Origin of the sequence: Winogradskyella pacifica (genome assembly GCF_003386275.1) — a bacterium.
GTDB lineage: Bacteria > Bacteroidota > Bacteroidia > Flavobacteriales > Flavobacteriaceae > Winogradskyella > Winogradskyella pacifica.
The window spans coordinates 1-24,054 of the sequence record NZ_QREI01000002.1 but is presented as its reverse complement, the minus strand read 5'-3'; the positions used below and the strand labels follow the sequence as shown (position 1 = coordinate 24,054).

Here is a 24,054-nt window from a genome sequence, read left to right as displayed (position 1 = left end):
CAATACCTTGAAAAAAAATTTTTAAGTTATTTTACAATAAAAATATTCACTTTAACGATTCTTAATCAAGAAACCGTTAAAGTGATGTTTTATAATTTATGCTATTACCCTTTAAAAGATGCAGTTACTAATCCCAAAAACTTTATAATTTCTTAATTGCATAAAAACCTATTCATAACAGTCCTCTTCATTGTTTTTAGCTACACTATTGCGGCTCAAAATATAATTGCTATTAATGCAGATGTCGATGTTGAGTCCAAAACTATCGCTATAGAACAAACCATAGTTTATAAGAATGAAACTAAGGACGTGCTTAGCAGTATTTATCTTAATGACTGGAATAATAGTTACTCTACCAAATCCACACCACTAGCAGAACGTTTTGAACAAGAGTTTAGCACTAAATTCCATTTAGCTAAAAACGAACAACGTGGGTTTACGTTGGTGACTTCAATAAAAAACGATGCTGAAAATCCTTTAAATTACGACCATTTAAAAGCACACCCCGATGTTTTAAAAGTTGACTTAGCTAATCCATTGCAACCTGGCGAATCTTATACTTTGCAGCTCAATTATCAGCTGTTAATTCCTGATGCTACTTTTACGAATTATGGCATAACTAAAGCTAAAGATTTCGACTTAAAATATTGGTACATCACACCTGCCGTATACGATGGCGAATGGCATTATTATAGCAACAAGAATTTAGATGACTTATTTATTCCTAAAGCAGATGTAACTATTAGCATTACTCACCCGAGAAACTATAAAGCCACTTCTGAGCTCAATTTTATTACCTCAAAAATTAACGAAGAACAGAACACACAAACCACGATTCTAAGCGGAAAAGATAGAATAGATACCTATTTATCACTTTATAAATTCTCGTCATACAATTTTGTACAGACTGATGACTTTATTATAATTTCTGATATAAAAGAAAAGGACTTACCTGGTCCTGCAAAAGCATTGATAACAGATAAGGTTACGAGATATCTAACTAAGCATCTTGGAACCTACCCGCATGAACAACTTTTGGTAACCTCTATTGATTACCAAAAAGATCCACTGTACGGCCTTAATCAACTACCTTCTTTTTTTAGACCTTTTCCTGAGGATTTTCAGTACGAATTAAAACTTCTTAAAACCGCATTAAAAAAGTACATAGACAATATTCTATTATTAAACCCTAGAAAAGAACATTGGTTAAGTGAAGGGCTTCAAGTATATTATTTAATTAATTATGTTGAAGAAAATTATCCCGACATGAAACTCTTAGGAACCTTAGCAGACGTTTGGGGAATTAGAGCTTTTCATGCTGCCGATTTAAATTTTAATTTTCAGTACTTTTTGTACTCCATGGAGATTGCTAGAAAAAATAGAGATCAGCCTTTAACCACGTCTAAAGATTCCTTAACTAAATTCAATACTAATATTGCGGGTAAATATAAAGCAGGTGTTGGCTTAGATTACTTAGATCAGTTTACAGACGACATCAACTTATCTGATAACATCACAGAGTTCTTACAAGAAAATCAATTAAAAACAGTTTCTCTTACCGATTTTGAAACCTTTATCAGCTCTAAAACATCTAAAGATATTCGTTGGTTCTTTAGCGATTACCTAAATACTAGAAAGAAAATAGATTTTAAAATCTCCGCGATTAAATCCATAGAAGATTCCTTAGAATTAACCATAAAAAATAAGCGCGATAATGCGATGCCTATTTCAGTTTTTAAGTTGAAAAACGATTCTGTTATTGGAAAATTATGGGTAGAAAACATAAATGGCACTAAAACTGTAACACTGCCAAAAGACAGTACAGAGAAGTTTGTTTTAGATTACGATAATGTGATACCAGAATACAATCAGCGTGATAATTATAAAGCTGTTAATGGCTCTTTTCTAAATAACAAACCACTTCAGTTTAGATTATTTAAAGATATTGAAGACCCTAATTACAATCAAATATTCTTTATGCCATTGGTTGAGTTTAATAATATCTATGATGGTTTAACATTAGGCACAAAAGTGTATAATAAAACGATTTTAAGAAAGCGATTAAACTATAGGTTCTCGCCACAATATGCTACAAAATCGAAATCATTAACAGGCTCTACTTCTGTATTCTATTCACACAATTTAGAAGATCAAAATCTATATGATATTACCTATGGGCTTTCTGCAGGTTACCAATCCTTTGCTACAGATGCCTTTTTTACCAGAATAAGACCTTCGGTTACTTTTAGTTTTAGAGATGATTCGGATTTTAGATCCCCACAAACGGATCAGATTATGGCTAGGTATGTTAGCATATCTAGAGAACTTGGCGAGGACGCTACAGTTCCCTTAGACGAAGACGAACCTGATTATGGTGTTTTTAATTTAAGGTATACGCATTTCAATCCTGGCGTTATTAATTATTCAAAATTCTATACTGATATCCAAGTGGCCAATAAGTTCAGTAAAATTTCATTTAATTACGAATTTAGAAAACTAACTCAAAGCAACCGAAATATTAACTTTAGATTTTTTGCAGGTGCATTCTTAGATAACCGTTCTGACCTTAGTTCTAATTATTTTAGTTTCGCCTTAGACCGACCAACAGATTATTTATTCGACCTAAACTATCTTGGTCGTTCGGAAGCTTCAGGGCTTTTTAGTCAACAAATTATTATTGCAGAAGGAGGCTTTAAATCGAAGTTAGAAACACCTTTTGCTAACCAATGGATGACTACAGCTAATTTTAGCACCTCTATTTGGAGATACATTCAAGCTTATGGTGATGCAGGTTTAGTAAAAAACAAATTCAGTAATGCTAAATTTGTTTACGATTCTGGCATACGATTAAACCTTGTTGAGGATTATTTTGAAATCTACCTCCCTATCTACTCTAATCTCGGTTGGGAAATCGGACAGCCAAATTACGATCAGTCTATTCGTTTTATGTTTACTGTAGACCCACAAGTTCTTTTAGGGCTTTTTAGACGAAAATGGTATTAAGGAATTCTTATTGAAAAGTTAAAATTATTAAATAATTTAAGCTATTATCAGCGATAAAGCTATTTCACTGAGAATATCACAAGATTATAACGCTGCTCACTGTTGCATAAAATTTTAATTTTTTGTACTTTCGCAAGACTTAAACAGTGACTATATGAAGACGGATCCTAACACCAAAACAGAAATTACTTTTGACGATTTTAAAACCGAAGTTTTAAGCGACTACAAATTAGCGGTAACCAGCCGAGAATGTAGTTTGCTTGGTCGTAGAGAAGTTTTAACTGGGAAAGCCAAGTTTGGTATTTTTGGTGACGGAAAAGAAATCCCTCAAATCGCTTGGGCAAAAGCATTTAGAAATGGAGATTTTAGATCTGGTTATTATAGAGATCAAACCTTTATGATGGCTATCGGTGAATTGACTATAGAGCAGTTCTTTGCTGGTCTGTATGCAAACACAGATATTAAAGAAGAGCCTATGTCTGCTGGTCGCCAAATGGGAGGCCACTTTGCAACCCATAGTTTAGATGAAAATGGCCAATGGAAAAACCTAACAGAACAAAAAAATTCTAGTTCAGATATTTCTCCTACCGCAGGACAAATGCCTAGACTTTTAGGTTTAGCTCAAGCGTCTAAAATATATAGAGAAGTTAAAGGTATTGATACCGCAATGTTTTCTAAGGAAGGTAATGAAATTGCTTGGGGAACCATCGGTAATGCCAGTACAAGTGAAGGCTTATTTTTTGAAACTATAAATGCTGCAGGTGTTTTACAAGTACCTATGGTCATTAGTATCTGGGATGATAATTACGGAATTTCTGTACATGCGAGACATCAAACAACAAAAGAAAATATTTCTGAAATACTAAAAGGGTTTCAACGTGAAGAAGACCAAAAAGGTTACGAAATTTTTAGAGTTGATGGTTGGAATTACCCTCAATTAATTGACACGTATCAACGTGCTGCTAAGATTTCGAGAAACGAACATGTACCAGTAATGATACATGTTCAAGAATTAACACAACCTCAAGGCCATTCTACATCTGGATCTCATGAGCGTTATAAGAATAAAGAACGTTTAGCATGGGAAGCAGAGTACGATTGTAATGTACAAATGCGTCTTTGGATTATCGAGAATAACATTGCTACAGACGAAGAACTAACAGCTATAGAGCGTACCATTAAGAAAGCAGTTAGAGAAGGTAAAAAAGCAGCTTGGGCAGCGTGTATAAATCCTATAATCGCAGAACGTAAAGAAGCACTGAGTATGTTAGAGCAACTAGCAGCATCTAGTCCAAATGCCGTGTTTATTACCAAACTAAAAAACGAATTAGAAGGTTTTGATGAACCTTTACGACGCAATATACTTACGGCAACTAGAAAGGCGTTACGCTATGTGGTTTCTGAATCATCTTCAGAAAAAACAGCCCTTCAAAATTGGATTACAAATTATATTAATACCATTCAACCTAAATACAGTTCGCATTTACATAGCGAATCACAGAAAAGTGCTTTTAACCAATCTGAAGTTATTCCAACTTATGATGCCAACGCCGAAGAAGTTGATGGACGTGTGGTTTTACGAGAAAATTTCGATGCTATATTTAGTAACTATCCAGAAGCGTTAATTTTTGGAGAAGATGCTGGTTATATCGGAGATGTTAATCAAGGCTTAGAAGGTCTTCAAGAAAAGCACGGAGAACTTAGAGTTTCAGATACTGGTATTAGAGAAGCGACCATTATAGGACAAGGTATAGGAATGGCTATGCGTGGTTTAAGACCAATTGCAGAAATTCAGTATTTGGATTACATTATGTACGCAATTCAAATAATGAGTGATGATTTAGCTACAGTCCAATACAGAACTAAAGGTCGCCAAAAAGCACCATTAATTGTAAGAACTCGTGGTCATCGATTAGAAGGTATTTGGCATTCTGGCTCGCAAATGGGTGGTGTTCTTAATTTAATTAGAGGTATTCATGTTTTAGTACCAAGAAACATGACTAAAGCCGCTGGTTTTTACAACACTTTATTAGACAGTGACGAACCTGCTTTGGTTGTAGAATGTTTAAATGGTTATAGGTTAAAGGAAAAATTACCAAATAACATCGGGGAATTTAAAACACCAATCGGAGTTGTAGAAACCATTAGAGAAGGTGATGATATTACCCTTATATCTTATGGCTCAACATTACGTTTAGTTGAAAAAGCGGCAAAAGAATTGCAAGTGGTTGGTATTGATGCAGAGATTATTGATGTACAATCATTATTACCTTTTGATTTGAATCACGATATCGTTAAAAGTATTGCCAAAACCAACCGTGTTATGGTAATTGATGAAGATGTAAAAGGAGGAGCTTCGGCTTATATTCTGAATGAAATCTTAAATACACAAGATGCCTTTCAGTATTTAGATAGTGCACCAAAAACTTTAGCAGCAAAGCCACACAGACCAGCGTATGGTACAGATGGAGATTATTTTTCAAAGCCATCTGCAGAAGATATTTTTGAAGCTATTTATGATGTGATGCATGAATTGAGTCCTGCTGATTATCCTAAATTAAGATAATAAGAATCACAATTTTATAAAATATATAGAAGCAGTTAATTATGACATATAATTAGCTGCTTTTAGTTTTACATGGGTTTCATATACAACTACAACGAAAAGTCTTAAATTTATAGCATGAAGATTGAATCCATCGTTACCATCAAAAAAGAACTCAAACACCTTTCTCAAGAGGAGCTTTTAGAGCTGTGTTTACGCTTAGGCAAATTCAAAAAAGAAAATAAAGCACTACTCACCTATTTGTTATTTGAATCTCATGATGAGGATGGTTACATCGCAAGTGTAAAAGCGAGTTTAGATAATTTGTTTGAAGGTATTAATACCGATAGCTATTTCTATATGAAGAAAACGATACGTAAGATTCTCAGAGAAATCAGAGTATACAGTCGTTATTCGTTAAAGAAAACAACCGAAGTGGAGCTCCTACTCTATTTTTGTGAACGGATGAATGAATTAAAACCTTCAATTCATAAAAATACTACGCTGAGTAATTTATATGAACGTCAAGTGCTTTCTGTGAAGAAAAAAATTAAAGTGTTACACGAAGATTTACAGTATGATTATAATTTGCAATTGGAGGCTTTGGAGCGGTAATTTGTATTTCTCGTAAAGGCGCTAAGACGCAAAGATGAACTCTGAAAATTAGCACTGAAAGTTATGACACAGAGTTACACGAAGAAGGCTCAAATATGCACGGAGAGATTGTTCTAAAAAACAAACTCTATTTGCTCATTCATATTATAAATCCATTCGAAAAAACACTTCGTTTCTGAAAACTACTACTGAGACATTAGGCTTTTAACTAACGACTACCAACCAACGACTAAAGACTAAAGATTAACCTACTGCTTATGAGTCTTCTTACTACCTTCGTACATTTCGTACTTCACCAAACGTGCTTCAAGCTTAGCGTTAAAGACTTTTATTTTTCTTGAAGGTCTTAAACCTACAGATTTTAAGGCTTCAAGATTAGAGGTAATTAACCACGCATTGGTATTGGGATAACCGTGCTTTAAAGTCGTTCCTATATTACCGTAGAATTCTTCAACATTTAAATTCTCTAAACGTTCACCATAAGGAGGGTTAAAAACCATGTGTAATTTTTCATCACCCGATTTTTGAGTTTTAAAGAAATCTTCATGCTGAATATGTACAAATTCATCTAAATGTGCATTCTTAATATTCTCTTTCGCCTTTACAATTGCCGACGGAGATTTGTCGTAACCCATTATTTTATGATGAAAATCACGTGTTTTTTTCAATAAGGATTCTTCAATTTTTTCGAATAATTCCACATCCCAATCTGTCCAACGTTCAAAGGCAAACTCTTTTCGCATTAAATTTGGCGGAATATTACAAGCAATCATAGCGGCTTCTGCCAACATCGTTCCACTACCGCACATCGGGTCCATAAAATCAGATTGTCCATCCCAACCACTCATCATAATAAGTCCGGCAGCTAAAACCTCATTAATTGGAGCAATATTCGTTGCCGTTTTATAACCACGTCTATGTAATGATTCTCCAGAAGTATCTAGAGAAATCGTACAACGTTGACGATCTATATGTACATTTATTTTTAAATCTGGAAAACGTAAATCTACATCCGGACGCGTACCGTCAATATCTCTAAAACGATCTACAATAGCATCTTTCGTTTTTAAAGCGGTGTATTGCGAATGCGTAAAGACACTATTATGAACCGTAGCATCAACAGCCAAAGATCCAGTAGATTTTAAATAGTCTTCCCATTTCATATTCTTTACATTTTTGTAAAGATCTTCCTCTTTAGTCACTCTAAAAGAATGAATAGGTTTTAATATTTTTATGGCCGTTCTAATTCCAAGGTTCGCTTTATACATAAAGCCTTTATCTCCTTCAAAGCTCACATTTCGCACACCTTTTTCCACTTTCATGGCTCCAAGTTGTGTGAGTTCCTTTGCTAAAATATCTTCGAAGCCAAATAGTGTTTTGGCTAACATCTTGTAATTATCTTCCATAAATTCCGTCAAATAGATTGCAAAAATACAGTATTTTTGCAGCATGACACCCTAAAATTTGAATAGGACTCGTCATTACGAAATTTTAAGACAAAGTTGACACCATCTTTTTATTGATAATGAGATGACCACGCTTATGCTTCTCGTAATGACAACTAATTATTTTAACGAAAGTGACTCCTACTTTTATTAGGAGATAAATATGACTAAACCAGCAAAACAATGGTACGCATCGTGGTTTGACACCCCTTACTACCATATCTTATATAAAGACAGAAATTATACTGAAGCCCAGGATTTCATGGATAATTTAACAAATTATCTTAACATTCCCGAACAAGGTAAAATTCTAGATTTAGCTTGTGGTAAAGGAAGACACTCTGTGTACTTAAACTCTTTGGGCTATAATGTTACAGGTGCTGATTTATCAGAACAAAGTATTGCTTATGCGGAGCAATTTGAGAATGACACACTAAAATTTAAGGTTCACGATATGAGTAAACCTTATCCTGATACGTTTGATGCTGTTTTTAATCTTTTTACTAGTTTTGGTTACTTTGAAGACGAAAAATGTAATCTTGAAACGATAAAGTCTATTCAAGCAGAATTAAATGAATTTGGATTTGGTGTTATCGATTTTATGAACACCAATTACGTTATTGAAAATTTAATTCCAGAAAATATTAAAACAGTTGAAGGGATTGATTTTCATCAAAAACGATCGGTTAAAGATGGTTACATTATTAAAGATATTAGTTTTGATGCTGACGGTGAACATTTCGAATTTCAGGAACGTGTAAAAGCTTTTACGCTAAAAGATTTTGAAACGCTTTTTGAAAAAGCAGGAGTACATTTGTTGGATGTTTTTGGAGATTATAAATTACACAAATATCATACTCAGACATCTGAGCGTATGATTATGATTTTTAAGTAAACTGCATGAATAGCTATTTATTACCATTACTTGCCGTAATCATCGGTGTTGCTATCGCTTTAGTCACTAAAAACCAAAAGTCAATTTACACCAAATTGCTTTTATCTTTTAGTGGTGCCTTTTTATTAGCATTAACACTCTTTGATTTACTACCAGAAGTCTATCAGCACATTGATGCCAAGCTCACTGGTTTGTATATAATGTGTGGTATATTACTTCAAATTATTTTAGAGTTCTTTTCTAAAGGAGCTGAGCATGGACACGTTCATATTCATAAAGAGGACAACGAATTTCCTTGGTTACTTTTTATCAGTTTATGCATTCATAGTTTTTTAGAAGGCTTTCCCATACACCAACATAATGATATGGTTTATGGAGTTTTAATTCATAAAATTCCGATTGCCATTTTAATAACCGCATTTTTATTAAAATCTAGTTATAGCAAATTACAGATTATAAGCTTCTTAGCAATATTTTCGGCTATGACGCCTTTAGGAACCTTAATATCTAATCACTCTAGCTTTATGGCAACTTATGTAGATGTCATTAATGCTATTGTTATAGGTATCTTTTTACATATTTCTACCACTATTTTATTTGAATCTGGCGAGGGCCACAAGTTTAATTTATCTAAATTAGTCGCTATCTGCTTAGGAATATTAATTGCTTATTTCATCTAAATGTTTTCAAAAGAAGAATCACGATTATTACGACAAGAATTCTGGATCAGCTTCGGAAAATCATTTCCTAGAAAATGGTTGTTATACGATACAAAAATAAAAGGGTTCTCGTTTAAGTTTCATTTCGATACGAAGTCCGCTTTAATCGCTTTAGATATTGAAGATGATTTGGAGAATCGTATTAAATATTGGGAAAAACTCACCTCTTTAAAAAGCATATTAAAGAATGATTTTCTTCCAGAAATTATTTTTGAAGAAGAATACATCCTAGAAAATGGAAAGGAGATTTCACGAATATATTTACCATTAAAGCAAAAAGTATCGATCCATAATAAAAATACATGGAGAGACGTTATGGAATTTTTTAATGAAAATATGGATTTATTTGAATCCTTTTTTTATGAATATAGCGATATTATAAAAGATTAATTTTTATACTAGATTTCTTTTATTTAGCTTAAAAGCATTGCTATCACTAAGAAAAACCATTTCACCTTATTAAGCGCTCTAATTTTTTTAAGAAATATTTATCATTGTAATGCTAAAATTAAAACTATCTCTTGTTGGTAATATAAATCTAATGGTATAGTTTTGACCCCCGAAATGAAAAAGACTTTCAATAGATACTTATCTTTAATTGTTGTTCTATTACTAAGCACATTTGCTAATTTACAAGCTAATGAAGCTATTGGCAATACAACAAACACGCTCACTACCCATCATTGTAGTATAACACTTACGTATACTAAACAATTTAGTGATGCAACTATTATTCCGTATCATAAAGGTGCGGATGATAGAAGAAATGTTGAAGTTATTGAAAGTAACAAAGTAGAAGACGAAGAAGCTTCTAGTAAAAAACAGTACTATAAAGACTACCTAGAAACAGCTTTTATAAATGCACTGTTATTTGAGTTTTCCTCTAAAGAACTACAAAAAAAACCATACCGCTCAGAAAGCGTTATCAATGAACCTTGTCTTAGGCTTCATATCCAATTCCAAGTTTTTATAATTTGATATCCACAAGAACAGACATACAACTTAAAACGGTCTGTTTCTAATTTATGTATTTAGAGTTTAGACCAAAACTCTAAAATGTCATGCCCAATTCTCAATGGGTCTGACCAATTAATTATATCATTTTATAAAATAATTTACAAGTGAACACCATTAAGAAAATAACAATTTTCACAGGCCTATTTATGTGTATAACTCTGGCGAGCTGTGAAGAACACAAAGAAGAAAAACACGAAGAATCAACATTTCTCGTAACCAATCCTATAAAAAAAGACACGACTCTTATTAAAGACTATGTGAGTCAAATCCACTCTATAAGACACATAGAATTAAGAGCTTTAGAAAAGGGCTATTTAAAAAATATCTCTGTAGATGAAGGGCAACATGTAAAGAAAGGACAGCAGTTATTTCAGATTATGCCTAACATTTATCAAGCTGAACTCAATAAGGCTAAAGCCGAATCCAAAGTCGCGCAAATAGAACTCGCCAACACGCAATTACTAGCTGATGGCAATGTAGTATCGCCTAATGAATTGGCAATGGCACAAGCCAATTTAGAAAAAGCCAATGCTGAAGTCTCTTTAGCGCAAACCCATTTAGGTTTTACCAGTATCAAGGCACCTTTTAATGGCATTATTAACCATTTGGAAGCTAGAGAAGGTAGCCTTTTAGATGAAGGTGAATTATTAACCACACTCTCAGACAACAGTGAAATGTGGGTATATTTTAATGTGCCTGAAGCAGAATACTTAGATTATATTACCAGTGAAGCTAAAAAGAACAACACAAATGTTGAACTTCTAATGGCGAACAACAAGCGTTTTAACCAAAAAGGTATTGTAGAAACTATTGAAGGAGAATTTGATAGCGAAACCGGAAATATTGCGTTTAGAGCTACATTCCCTAATCCCGATGGAATTTTAAGACATGGTGAAACAGGAAGCATTTTAATGACCATTCCTTTCAAAGATGTTGTTATTATTCCACAAAAAGCCACGTTTGAAATCTTAGACAAAACCTATGTTTTCGTCGTTGACACTAACCATGTTGTACACCAAAGAGAAATCACTATTGGTGCCGAATTGCCGCACTTATTTATTGTAGCTAAAGGATTGTCTGAAACCGAAACGATACTTCTCGAAGGTATTAAAATGGTCAGAGATCAAGAGGAGATTCATACTAAAACTGTAGATCCTGTTACTGTATTATCTAATCTAGAACTTTACGCAGAGTAATTCTAACTAATCTACACACATCATGTTTAAAAAATTTATTAAAAGACCCGTCTTGGCTATTGTCATTTCGGTGATCATTATATTTATAGGTGGCTTAGCGATAAAGCAATTGCCTATATCTCAATTCCCGCAAATTGCACCGACTACAGTCAATATTTTTATTGCCTATCCAGGTTCGAGTGCTGATGTATTGGTGAATTCCACATTAATTCCATTAGAAACCGCCATTAACGGTGTTCAAGATATGCGTTATATCGCTTCTGATGCTACTAGTGCAGGTGAAGGTACCTTACGTGTTATTTTTGAACCAGGCACAGATCCCAATGAAGCGGTTGTTAGAGTAAAAACCAGAGTCGATCAGGTAATGCCATTGCTTCCTGAGTTGGTACAACGTGAAGGTGTTATTATTACACCTGTACAGCCTAGTATGTTAATGTACGTTAACCTTTCGAGTACAAATAAAGACAACGACGAAAAGTTCCTCTACAATTATGCTTATACCAAAATAATTCCTGAGATACAGCGAATTAAAGGGATTGCAAGTGCTCAAATTTTAGGAAGTCGAAAATACGCTATGCGTGTTTGGTTAAAACCAGATCGTATGCGCGCTTATAATATTTCTGCAGAAGAAGTTTTAGAAGCGATGGAAGACCAAAGTATTTTGGCACGTCCTGGTCGTTTAGGACGAAGTTCGGGTAAAACAGCCCAATCCCTAGAGTATGTTTTAACCTATCAAAACCGTTATAACGAACCCGAGCAATATGAAGAGATTATTGTTAAAGCCAATAAAGAAGGGCAAATCGTTACGCTTGCTGATATTGCTGATGTAAAATTAGGAAGTGAATTTTTTGATATTTATTCAAATTTAGATGGAAAACCATCGGCTTCCATTGTATTAAAACAAACTTTTGGTAGTAATGGTAGCGATGTTATTGATGCTGTAAAAGAAAAGCTAAAAGAGCTTGAAGTTGATCTTCCTCCAGAAGTTGATTTTCAAATTAGTTATGATGTTTCTAATTTCTTAGATGCTTCTATAGATCAAGTTATTCATACATTGCGAGATGCTTTTATCTTAGTTGCCATAGTGGTATTCTTATTTTTAGGAGATTGGCGTTCAACTTTAATTCCTATTATTGCTGTCCCGGTTTCCTTGATTGGAGCCTTTTTCGTGATGCAGATGTTTGGGTTATCCATTAATCTTATTACGCTTTTTGCCTTAGTATTAGCGATTGGTATTGTGGTCGATAATGCCATTGTGGTCGTTGAAGCTGTTCACGTAAAAATGGAAGAAGACCATCACCTCACTCCCTACCAAGCATCTTCAGAAGTGCTGGGCGAAATTGGTGGTGCTATTGTTGCCATAACGTTGGTCATGGTCTCGGTATTTATTCCTATTTCGTTTATGACGGGTCCTGTTGGTGTTTTCTACCGACAATTCTCCATTACCATGGCTGGTTCAATTGTTATTTCTGCCATTGTGGCCTTGACGTTAACTCCAGTGCTTTGTGCCATGTTGCTAAAGAATAATCATGGTAAAAAACGCACATCACTATTAGATAAATTTATTGATTGGTTTAACGGAGGTTTTGAAAAACTGACAGGAAGCTATGTTAAGATTCTAAACAAAATAGTAGCGAGACGCTTTATCACCTTTGGAATACTTGCCGCTTTCTGTATTGGAATTTTCTTTACAAATGAAGTGTTACCTGCCGGATTTATTCCTAATGAAGACCAAGGGATGATCTATGCCATTATTCAGACACCACCTGGTGCGACTTTAGAGCGTACCAATGAAGTAGCTAAAAAACTTCAAAAAATATGTGAAGAAACTGAAGGTGTCGAATCCGTATCCTCTTTAGCCGGTTATGAAATTATGACAGAAGGTCGTGGATCCAACGCAGGAACCTGTTTAATTAACCTGAAACCTTGGTCAGAACGCGAGCACTCGGTTCATGAAATCATGGAAGAATTAGAAGAAGAAACCAAAGACTTAGGAGCAGTTATAGAATATTTTGAACCGCCAGCAGTGCCAGGATTTGGATCTTCAGGTGGATTCGCTTTACGTTTATTAGATAAAACAAACTCTACAGATTATCACCATTTTGAGAGTGTGAATAACGAGTTTATGGACGCCTTATCTAAGCGCCCAGAACTATCTGGTTTATTTACCTTCTTCTCTGCCAACTATCCGCAATATGAGTTAAAAATAAACAACAAAATTGCGATGCAAAAAGGAGTGACTATTGGTACAGCCATGGAAAACCTCAACATTTTAATTGGTAGTACTTACGAGCAAGGCTTTATTCGGTTTGGTCGTTTCTTTAAAGTGTACACGCAAGCAGCACCAGAATACAGACGTTTACCAAGTGATCTCGAAAAATTATTTGTAAAAAATGAAGAAGGAGAAATGGTTCCTTATTCTGCTTTTATGAGTATTGAAAAGAAGCTAGGCCCTAACGAAATTACACGTTATAACCTTTACAATTCGGCATCCATTAGAGGATTGCCTGCGGCAGGATTTACAAGTGATGATGCTATTAAAGCGATTAAAGAAGTTGCTGCGACGCAATTACCAAGGGGTTATGATATTGCTTGGGAAGGCTTGAGTTTTGATGAAGCGCAACGCGGAAATGAATCTATTTACATTTTTATAGTCGTGCTCATATTTGTCTACTTTGTATTAGCAGCACAATATGAAAGCTTCCTATTACCTTTTGCTGTTATTTTATCTTTACCTGTTGGTGTCTTCGGTTCGTTTATACTTCTTAAAGCCATGGGATTAGCTAATGATGTTTATGCTCAAATTGGAGTCATTATGCTGGTTGGTTTACTCGGTAAAAATGCCGTGTTAATTGTGGAGTTTGCCGTTCAAAAACGCAGGCAAGGTGCTACAATTTTAGAAGCCGCCATTGAAGGTTCTAGAGCGCGATTTAGACCAATATTAATGACATCCTTTGCTTTTATTGCCGGATTAATTCCGTTAGTTATGGCTTCTGGAGCTGGTGCTATTGGGAATAGAACTATTGGTGGTTCTGCCTTAGGGGGAATGCTTATCGGTACGCTTGGTGGTATTTTAATTATTCCTGGTCTGTATTACATTTTTGCAAAAATGGCTGATGGAAAAAGTCTAATTAAAGACGAAGCTAGTGAGCCTATTTCGGAAGAAATGATGCGCGTTAGTGAAACTAAAAATCAAAGTGAAGCTAATGCTGAAAAAATCAGCAAACTCACAAAACTATTGAAAAAACTTCGTAAAAATAAAAACGATGAATAAGATAAAAACGATTAGAAAAGCACACCTTATTGGTGTGCTTACCTTACTATTACTTTGCTCTTGTGTACCTACACAACACGCTGTAAAAGAAGCGAACACCACAGTGCCTGATCAGTACCAAGATAAAACTACAGATTCGGCAAATAGTGCCACCATACAGTGGAAAACATTCTTTTCAGATCCAAAGTTAGTCGCATTAATTGATACTGCGTTAGCCAATAATCAGGAGCTTAATATTATGCTACAGCAAATTGCAATGGCAAATAATGAGGTACAAGTTAGAAAAGGAGAGTATTTACCTTTTGTAAATGTTTACGCAGGCGCAGAAGTTGAAAAAGTTGGTGAATACACCCGAAATGGAGCTGTAGAACAGCATTTAGATATTCGTGAAGGCGAAGAATTTCCAGAACCTTTAACCGATTTTTCAGTTGGTTTGGATGTGTCATGGGAACTCGATGTGTGGAAAAAACTGCGCAATGGAAAAAAAGCAGCCGTTTTAGAATACCTAAGCACTATTGAAGGTAAGAATTTTATGGTCACCACTATTGTTTCAGAAATAGCCAATTCCTATTACGAGCTTTTAGCTTTAGATAATCAGTTAAACATTATTGAGCAGAATTTAGAGATTCAAAAAAATGCTTTAGAAATGGTTAAACTTCAAAAGCAAGCTGCAAGAGCTACGCAATTAGCGGTGAGACGATTTGAAGCAGAAGTCTATAAAAATCAGAGTAATAAGTTTGAAATTCGTCAAGAAATTGTTGAAACTGAAAATAAGATTAATTTTCTTTTAGGGCGCTATCCACAAAAAATTGACAGAGATTCTGACGATTTTATTAATCGCCCAATAGATACAATTGAAGCCGGTATCCCAGCGCAGCTTTTAGCAAATAGACCCGATATTAAACAAGCAGAATATGAATTAGAAGCTTCAAAATTGAACGTTAAAATTGCCAAAGCGAACTTCTACCCTTCTATTGGTATTAAAGCAGGTATTGGTTTGCAAGCTTTTAAAACAAAGTATTTAACCAGTACACCAGAATCGCTTTTATATTCTTTAGTTGGAGATGTGGTTAGTCCATTAATCAATAGAAATGCGATTAAAGCGGAATACAGTAATGCCAATAGCAGACAACTACAAGCGGTTTTTGAATATGAAAAAGCCATTCTAAACGGTTATATTGAAGTGGCCAACACGCTTTCTAATATTAATAATTTAAAAGAAAATTATGAGTTAAAGGAAAAGCAAGTTGATGCTATGACAGAAGCTATTGATCTTTCTATACAATTGTTTAGATCTGCTAGAGCAGAATACACCGAAGTTCTATTGACGCAAAGAGAAGCTTTAGATTCTAAAATTGAAATTATAGAAACGAAAAGAGACCAATTCTTGGCGAATGTAAAAATTTATCAAGCCTTAGGTGGTGGATGGAATTAGTTGAAACCTGTACCAAATCTGAAAGCCATTTTACACTACTGTATAATGGCTTTTTTTTTATAATTAAATGAGTGTTGACAATGGTGTAGCGCTTCTTCCGTCTTATGCAAAGTAGGGCAACAAATGTGTTAAACCTTATAAAAAGTATTCCTATTCATAACCCAAAAACATGAGTCTAGTTGAAGCTGTACTCAATAACTTAACGCAACAAATATAAATTAATAGATTTGTTATTATGTTACGTAAAAAAATTGGTCGACTTACTCTGAAAGGAAAAATACAAATAGAGACTCTTTTAAACTAAAATAAGTCAAAAGCACATATCTCCAAAACTTTGAATAGATCGCGTTCTACAATCACTAGAGAGGTCAACAAATGGGTGCAATCTCATAGAGATAAATACGCCGCTGAGTTAACCCATTGGTATGCTAAAGAGGATTATTTAAACAAGAGAAATACGGATAAAATTTCTACATATAAAAGACTTCGGTTATACGTCTATAGAAGATTATTATCTGAATGGACACCTGAGCAAATTGCTGGTAAATTAAAACTAGAGTATCCTAACGACCCTATAATGTCTATTTCCCAAGAATCTATATACAGAAACATTTATACACAACTACAAGCTAGCTTATACAAAAAGTTAATCAAACTACTCGTACGTAAAAAACTAGACGTAGACCCCCTAAAAAAAGACGGGGAATTGGAAGCAAAATCATCAACTAGGTCAGTATTGACAATAGACCTAAGCATATTCTATTAAGAGAAGAAATTGGACATTGGGAAGGTGATTTAATGATTGGTAAAAACCAAAAATCTGCAATTGGAACCATCGTAGAACGCAAATTTAGATACACAATAATAGTCAAGTTAAAAGCTAAAAACTCTAAAGAAGTCGCTAAAATGTTCTCCAAACACTTAAATAAATTAAACCCGTTATTCAAAAAAAACAATGACTTATGATAACGGAATTGAAATGGCAAAACATGAATTTATTACACAAAAAACAGGGACAAATATTTACTTTGCTCACCCTTACTCCTCTTGGGAAAGAGCCACTAACAAGAACACTAATGGACTCATTAGAAGATACCTTCCTAAAGATACTGACTTTAATAAAATTGATCAAAAAACATTAGTAGATATACAAAAAAAATTAAACAACAGATCTCGAAAATGAACAGAAATTTGTAGCTTAGACTCATTAAAAAAAAGCAACGGTTGTTGCGTTAGAACCTTGAATGCAGCGAAAAACCTGTTAATTTCTTGAGCTAACCAGTAAAATTCTTGTGTGCAAAAATTATTGTAAATTGGCGTTAGTCAGAATTTTGAAAATAAAATCGAATTATGAAAAACCCCAAAATACCAGAAAATGAGTCTGAAAGACTAAAAGAATTGGAAAGTTATCAATTGATTGGGCTTTCCGAGAATGACGATTTTGATTTTATTACTTCTATGGCTGCACAAATTTGCGGTACAAAAATATCTTTAATTAGTTTGATAACCGAAAACAAGCAATGGTTTCTTTCTCACCATGGCTTGGAAGTTCGTGAAACACCAAAAGACTACGCATTTTGCGCACATGCTATCAATCAACCAAATGAACCATTCATAGTGGAGGATGCCCGAAAAGACGAACGGTTTCATGACAATCCTTTAACTACCGGTGATCCAAATGTTATATTTTATGCGGGTATCCCTTTGGTTACTTCCAATGGCTTCCCATTAGGTACGCTTTGTACTATTGATGACACGCCTAAAAACATCAACAAATCGCAGCTGGAGCAGCTTAAAAAATTAGCAGGACAAACGGTAAAACTTTTTGAAAACAGAATAAAAAGTATTGAGCTAGATGTTCTTAATCAAGAACTAGAGAAAAAGAATGAATTGCTCCAAGAAACACAAAAAGCTAATAAGCTAGGTATATGGGAATTGGACATCGCTACAGGAAAAACCACCTGGAGTGATTTAGTTTATGAAATTCACGAAGTATCTCAGGATTTTAACCATAATAAAGCAAATGCAATAGAATTTTACCATCCTCACTATCGTCCTATAATTACCGATGCGATTACAAAGTGTATTTCTAATAGCGCCCCATTTGATTTGGTATGCCAAATGATCACCGCTAAAGACAAACTGATATGGGTAAGATCAACAGGAAGAAAATTGGGCGATAAGCTCATTGGTAGTTTTCAGGATATTACTGAAATAAAGCACAATGAAATAAGATTCAAATCGGTAATAGAAGGCACCCATGTTGGCACGTGGGAATGGAATGTACAAACTGGGGAAACCGTCTATAATGCGAGGTGGGCTGAAATTGTTGGTTATAGCTTGGAAGAGCTCACTCCTATTAGCATAGAAACCTGGGTGAAATTAGCTCATCCAGATGACCTAGAAGAATCCAATCGCAGATTAAATGCTTGTTTTGAGAAAAAGGTAGACTACTATGAGTTTGAAGCACGTATAAAGCACAAAGATGGGCACTGGGTATGGGTCTATGATAAGGGCAAAGTTTTTGAATGGACTAAAGACGGAAAACCCTTGATGATGTATGGTACCCACCAGGATATTACCGAAAGAAAGCAAAGAGAAGAAAGGCTACGAATCAGTGAAGAAGCTTTTAGAGGAAATTTTGAAAATGCTGCCATTGGAATGGCTTTGTTAGATGAAAAAGGGAAATGGCTAAAGATAAACACAAAGGTTAGCGAAATAATTGGGTATTCAGAAGAAGAGTTAATTAAGCTTACTTTTCAAGACATTACATATCCCGATGATTTAAATTCTGATTTAGAGCTTTTAACTGAACTTATTGAAGACAAAAGAGATCACTACCAAATGGAAAAGCGATACTTCCATAAAGATGGACATATAGTTCATATCCTATTAGCAGTATCTATGGTAAAGAATGAGCAAGGTAAAGTAGTCTACTTTATTTCGCAAATTATAGATATTTCTGAAAGCAAAAAGCTCCTTTTAGATATTGACTACCAAAAAGACCTGTTATCTGCTTTATACAATTTATCCCCGATAGGAATCGCCCTAAATGAATATGACACTGGCAAATTTTTAGATGTAAACAATAAACTACTTGAACCAACAGGTTACAACAAAGAGGAATTCTTATCACTGAGTTACTGGGATACTACGCCTAAGGAGTATGGGCCATTTGAAACTACTGCAATTCAGCAAATGGAAAGCAAAGGAAGCTATGATCTCTTTGAAAAGGAATACATCCGTAAAGATGGCTCACGATACCCTATAGCTCTTCAAGGAGTGGTGATAAAGGACAGCAAAGGAAAGAAACTGATTTGGTCTTTTGTAAGGGATATTAGTCAGGAAAAAGAGGCGGAAAGAAAACTTCAACATGCTATCTCGAGTTTGCAAGCCATATTGGAAGCAAGTAAACAAGTTTCGGTTATTGCCACCGATACTAAAGGTACAATTACCTTGTTCAACTCTGGTGCCGAAAAATTACTAGGTTATAAAGCCGAAGAATTGGTAGGAATACATAATCCACAGTTAATTCACCAACGTGAAGAGGTAGAAAAGCGAAGCATTGAATTGTTTGAAAAACATAAAAAAGAAGTAAAAGGTTTTGACACCTTTGTTTATGAAGCTAAAATTGGTGAGCCAACCACCAAAGAATGGACCTATATAAGAAATGATGGTACAACTTTTCCTGTTTTACTTTCTATCAATACTATTCTTGATCATGATAATATAGTGGGATATTTGGGTGTAGCTACCGATATTAGTGAATTAAAAAAAGTAGAGAAAGAGATCAAATCACTGCTCGATATTACGAATGAACAAAATGGAAGGCTCCGAAATTTCGCACATATTGTATCCCATAATCTGCGTTCTCACAGTGGAGGTATATCTGGAATTCTCGATTTAATTCAAATGGAACAGCCAGACATATTGAAGAATGAATTATTTGCACTTCTTATTTTAGGAGCCGAAAATCTGAATCAGACCGTAAATGATTTGACAGAAATTGTAAAAGTGAATTTAACACAGGCTGATGTTTCAAAAGTAAATATCCATGAAGTCATTCAAAAAAACATAGAGATCCTAAACATACAAATAATGAAAGCTAAATTTGAAATCATCAACAATGTAGATAAGAACTTAACCGTCAAAGGTGTTCCTGCATACTTTGATAGTATTGTGCTAAACATGATTACAAATGCCATAAAATATAGAAGTGAAGAAAGAGCGAGTTATTTGAAGATTTATGCAGATGTAGAAACTGAACAATCAATGATCACTTTATTTTTTAAAGATAATGGGTTAGGGATAGATCTGAAAAAAAATGGGGACAAGCTCTTTGGCTTGTACAAGACTTTTCATCGTCATGATGACTCCAGAGGAGTGGGTCTATTTATTACAAAAAACCAAATTGAGAGTATGGATGGCAAAATTGAAATAGCTAGTGAAGTAAACTTAGGTACAACATTTAAAATAACATTACCAAAATGAGAAAAATAGATTTAGCATGTATTGTTGAAGATGATCCAATGCATTTGTTTATAACAAAGAAATATATGGAACTATCAGGGTTTGTTGAAAAAATATTAGTTTGTAAAAATGGAAAAGAAGCATATGATACACTAAAAGCTATGTTTCTAAATAGTGAAAAACTGCCCCAAATTATATTTTTAGATTTAAACATGCCTATTTGGGATGGTTGGCAGTTCTTGGATGAATTCACTAAAATACCTATAGAACAAAAAGTTATTATTTACATTTTAACAAGTTCAAATAGTGAAGAAGATATTAAAAGGGCTGAACAGTATAGCTTAAAGAGTAACTACTTAATCAAACCAATAAATCAAGGTCAACTGAAAAGTGTTTTAGAAGAGCTTGTAAATAATTAATCGCAATCAACCAATTTTAAAAACGTTTGCTAACATCATATAAAATTAATTGCTAATACAAACCTACTTACGAAAATCCTTGCGGATTTTCTATTCGGTTTGTACTTGTTAAATTGCGTTTATTACCATCGCAACTATTCTTATACAAAACCGTTGCAAACAATTAACTTACCAATGAAAATAAGGTTAACTTTAATATTTTTATTACTAAATTGTTTTTTAAGTTATGCTCAATATGAATGGACTTCAGGTCAACTAATTTTAAAGAATGGAGATTCATTAATTGGATTTATACAAATTCCAATGAATGTTGCTAGATTGGTTTCATTAGGAAAATCAGAGGTTGAGTTTAAAGAAGATATGCAAGGATATGTCAATAGCTATGACAAATCGCAAGTGGAAAAAATCATATTTAACACTTATGATGCAAATCCTGGATATTATGAATATGCACTATTAAAAAAACGAAAATATAGAATTTTTAAATTGTTACTTGATGGAAAGGTAAAGTTATACACTAGAACTGTAGCTATTGAACACAAAGAAAAAATTATTGACAATCCTTATAATCCAAACTCGGATGTGGATGTTTTTAAATATCATTATGAAGAAGAACAAGAGTTTTATGTAATTAGAGAAGACGAAACAAAACTAACACCATTAATATCTCATTATTCCTTAAGCAATTTTAAAAACAGAGCTCTCAAGTATTTTTCAGATTGTAAAGATCTGACTGAATACTTAAAAGAAGACCTCTATGAAGAAATCGATATTATTGAATTAGTCAATGATTACAATTTAATTTGCGAATTTTAGCAATCAATCATGCCAATTTATATTCAAATATATTATTAACTTATAACTTACGAAAAAATAAAAAAAGCTATTCTTTTAATTTTATTAATTACTTCTTCTTATACTTATTGCCAAACTAGAGTCTATTCCCCTAACATTAAAAAATCTGAAGATATTAACACCAAAAATTCAGATTCAATATTTTATTCAGACGGTAGTAAAGAAATACTAGAGCTGTCAGAAAAGGATATGTATTCTGTTATACAATGTGACAACAAAATGGGAATGTGTAAATTTAATGGCAAATATTTTGATAAGGTTACTTTAAAATACACCACAAATAGTTACATAAGAAGTGGTTATAAAAAGAAGAATAAAAAGAGCAATGATCTTTACATTACCACAACTTAAATACAAAGGTCAATCATATAACTTTTATCAGGTTGATTTAATAATTTCAGATGGGCCAAAAGAATACATTGTTTTAACAAAACCTAATTCTAAAGAAGTTCTAGTTATTTTTTTTACTGGTAATATTCATATGAGAAGTAAAGGCTTTAGTTTTGAAAAATTATTTAAAATTTCTAAAAAATCATTTGAAAAAACAGATCTAATAAATAAATCATTAAAAGACAAAGAGTATAAAAACGATGATTTTGAACCATATGAAATATTAGATAATTCTGGAGGTTTAAAGGCTGAACTCAAAAAATTTATATATTAAAATAATACAACGTTGCACAGCACTTTTATAATTTCCATCATATATTAATCCCGGTTTAGCAATTGCAAAGGCCTGCTTTAGTAAATTACTACAAACCGCTATTGATACTATTTTTTTACACTTTCCTTTGGCAACTATGCGCTCATAAATTGCTTTGCAAGCCTGGTTATATTTGCAAGCAGTAAAACTGCGCCTAAATAATAAGTTTCTCAACTTTTTATGCCCCATTTTACTTATTCGTGGCCTCCCTTTTACACTACTTTAAACAATTTTATTAACGATATTGTATGTTTTTCTGCGATAGAATTGTGGCATAAAAAAGGCGGCAAAAATGCCGCCTTTTTATTTATTAAGAAAGTTTAAAAAGCCCGAACTGCACGCACATTATATCCCCAGCCCTTAGCTGCAGAGCCATTATTAGTTAATTTACTTGTCTCCGCTTTCTCAAAATTAACCTCCGTAGAACTCCAGTAGAAAGTAGTATTAAAAACAGCACCGCCGTTAGCCGTTGCTGTAGCTTCTATAGCTGCTCCATTTAGGAATATTTCTTTCAACTCATCGTCACTCGGTAAAAACCAATCGTTAAAACCACCTCCTGTATAAGCTTTTGCTAAACCTGCTGCATAATTGGTTTCTGTTGCACCTTGTGCTGTAATAATAGTAGCTGTATTTGCAGCACCAGTACCAATTGCTACACCTGTAGCTCCGGTAACTATGTAAGAACCATTAGACCATTGTATTGCTGAACTTTGGTCTGCTATGGCGCAAACTAGCCCATGGGTATTATCTGTAGGGTCTATCCAGAATACCACGCCTCCATATCTAAATTCGCCTATAGTTGGTAGAGGTTCCAAAGCAATAATCCGTGCATCCAACGCCGCTATTTGCGCTTGTAATGCATCTACATAAGCTTTTGTTGCAGCATCTTGGGCATCTGTTGGGTCGGTTACGTTTTTTATTTGAGCATCCGCTGTATTACCTTCAGTAAGTACTTCTGATAAATTTTGAATTTCGTTACTAATATCACTATCAGCATCATTAATAAGTGATGTTAAATCTACTGTTCCGCCACTATCAGATAGTGTTAAGTTAGGTGATGTAAAACTTAATGTTTGTGCAATACCTACTCCATCGGCTCCATCATTACCTGCAGGACCTTGTAGTCCTTGTAACCCTGTAGCTCCTGTAGCTCCATCCGTACCGTCAGTGCCTGCAGCTCCATCTGCTCCGTCAGCACCATCATTACCTGTTGGACCTTGTGCGCCTTGTGGACCAGTAGACCCTGTTGCTCCTGTTGCTCCATCCAAACCGTTAGTGCCATCAGCACCATCGGATCCGTCGGCACCATCATTACCTGCTGGACCTTGTGCGCCTTGTGGCCCAGTAGACCCTGTTGCTCCTGTTGCTCCATCCAAACCGTTAGTGCCATCAGCACCATCGGATCCGTCGGCACCATCATTACCTGAGGGACCTTGTGGGCCTGTTGGACCAGGCGTAGAACT

General features: G+C 34.2%; 15 protein-coding genes and 3 pseudogenes. 15 read left to right on the top strand and 3 right to left on the bottom strand.

The annotated features are described in order from the left end of the window. Nucleotides 1–156: 156 nt before the first annotated feature. The 3 genes from DFQ09_RS04315 to DFQ09_RS04305 all read left to right on the top strand — a co-directional run bounded on the left by DFQ09_RS04315 (nucleotide 157) and on the right by DFQ09_RS04305 (nucleotide 6,163). A complete protein-coding gene (locus DFQ09_RS04315; protein WP_115808438.1) occupies nucleotides 157–3,003 on the top strand; it encodes a gluzincin family metallopeptidase in 2,847 nt (948 codons plus the stop codon). A 154-nt stretch (nucleotides 3,004–3,157) separates the two neighbouring features. Beyond that, on the top strand, nucleotides 3,158–5,569 hold the full coding sequence (locus DFQ09_RS04310) for an alpha-ketoacid dehydrogenase subunit alpha/beta (protein WP_115808437.1): 2,412 nt from the start codon (nucleotides 3,158–3,160) through the stop codon (nucleotides 5,567–5,569). Between the two features lie 117 nt (nucleotides 5,570–5,686). Further along, nucleotides 5,687–6,163, top strand: a complete 477-nt coding sequence (locus DFQ09_RS04305; RefSeq protein ID WP_115808436.1) for a hypothetical protein — start codon at nucleotides 5,687–5,689, stop codon at nucleotides 6,161–6,163. A 248-nt stretch (nucleotides 6,164–6,411) separates the two neighbouring features. On the opposite strand, the gene DFQ09_RS04300 is transcribed toward DFQ09_RS04305, so the two are convergent. Then, nucleotides 6,412–7,569: a THUMP domain-containing class I SAM-dependent RNA methyltransferase gene (locus tag DFQ09_RS04300; RefSeq protein ID WP_115808435.1), complete on the bottom strand. Its 1,158-nt coding sequence runs from the start codon at nucleotides 7,567–7,569 to the stop codon at nucleotides 6,412–6,414. A gap of 202 nt (nucleotides 7,570–7,771) precedes the next feature. Here DFQ09_RS04300 and DFQ09_RS04295 point away from each other — a divergent pair, with 202 nt between their 5' ends. From DFQ09_RS04295 to DFQ09_RS04235, 12 genes and pseudogenes are all read left to right on the top strand, one after another. Next, nucleotides 7,772–8,503, top strand: a complete 732-nt coding sequence (locus DFQ09_RS04295) for an SAM-dependent methyltransferase (protein ID WP_115808434.1) — start codon at nucleotides 7,772–7,774, stop codon at nucleotides 8,501–8,503. Between the two features lie 5 nt (nucleotides 8,504–8,508). After that, nucleotides 8,509–9,183, top strand: coding sequence for a ZIP family metal transporter (locus DFQ09_RS04290; protein ID WP_115808433.1), 675 nt, complete (start codon nucleotides 8,509–8,511; stop codon nucleotides 9,181–9,183). After that, nucleotides 9,184–9,612 (top strand): DUF4268 domain-containing protein, encoded by a 429-nt coding sequence (locus tag DFQ09_RS04285; RefSeq protein WP_115808432.1) that lies wholly within the window; start codon nucleotides 9,184–9,186, stop codon nucleotides 9,610–9,612. It abuts the gene before it with no gap. A 174-nt stretch (nucleotides 9,613–9,786) separates the two neighbouring features. Next, on the top strand, nucleotides 9,787–10,200 hold the full coding sequence (locus DFQ09_RS04280; RefSeq protein WP_115808431.1) for a hypothetical protein: 414 nt from the start codon (nucleotides 9,787–9,789) through the stop codon (nucleotides 10,198–10,200). 152 nt (nucleotides 10,201–10,352) lie between these two features. Then, nucleotides 10,353–11,435 (top strand): efflux RND transporter periplasmic adaptor subunit, encoded by a 1,083-nt coding sequence (locus DFQ09_RS04275; protein WP_115808965.1) that lies wholly within the window; start codon nucleotides 10,353–10,355, stop codon nucleotides 11,433–11,435. 22 nt (nucleotides 11,436–11,457) lie between these two features. Further along, nucleotides 11,458–14,709, top strand: a complete 3,252-nt coding sequence (locus DFQ09_RS04270) for an efflux RND transporter permease subunit (protein WP_115808430.1) — start codon at nucleotides 11,458–11,460, stop codon at nucleotides 14,707–14,709. Continuing rightward, a complete protein-coding gene (locus DFQ09_RS04265) occupies nucleotides 14,702–16,144 on the top strand; it encodes a TolC family protein (protein WP_115808429.1) in 1,443 nt (480 codons plus the stop codon). Before DFQ09_RS04270 ends, DFQ09_RS04265 begins: the two co-directional genes overlap by 8 nt. 235 nt (nucleotides 16,145–16,379) lie before the next feature. Beyond that, nucleotides 16,380–17,327, top strand: a pseudogene (locus DFQ09_RS19210) (IS30 family transposase). Nucleotides 17,328–17,494: 167 nt separating this feature from the next. Further along, entirely contained in the window at nucleotides 17,495–20,635 is a 3,141-nt protein-coding gene (locus DFQ09_RS04250; protein WP_115808426.1) for a PAS domain S-box protein, read from the top strand. Further along, entirely contained in the window at nucleotides 20,632–21,033 is a 402-nt protein-coding gene (locus DFQ09_RS04245) for a response regulator (protein WP_115808425.1), read from the top strand. Before DFQ09_RS04250 ends, DFQ09_RS04245 begins: the two co-directional genes overlap by 4 nt. Nucleotides 21,034–21,207: 174 nt before the next feature. Beyond that, nucleotides 21,208–21,849 (top strand): hypothetical protein, encoded by a 642-nt coding sequence (locus DFQ09_RS04240; RefSeq protein WP_115808424.1) that lies wholly within the window; start codon nucleotides 21,208–21,210, stop codon nucleotides 21,847–21,849. Between the two features lie 364 nt (nucleotides 21,850–22,213). Further along, nucleotides 22,214–22,552, top strand: coding sequence for a hypothetical protein (locus DFQ09_RS04235; RefSeq protein WP_115808423.1), 339 nt, complete (start codon nucleotides 22,214–22,216; stop codon nucleotides 22,550–22,552). Here the strand turns inward: DFQ09_RS04235 and DFQ09_RS19070 are convergent. Continuing rightward, nucleotides 22,520–22,813: pseudogene (locus DFQ09_RS19070) on the bottom strand (hypothetical protein); the annotation flags it as partial. The gene DFQ09_RS04235 and the pseudogene DFQ09_RS19070 sit on opposite strands and share 33 nt — an antisense overlap. A 98-nt stretch (nucleotides 22,814–22,911) precedes the next feature. Further along, nucleotides 22,912–24,054: pseudogene (locus DFQ09_RS19105) on the bottom strand (DUF1566 domain-containing protein); the annotation flags it as partial.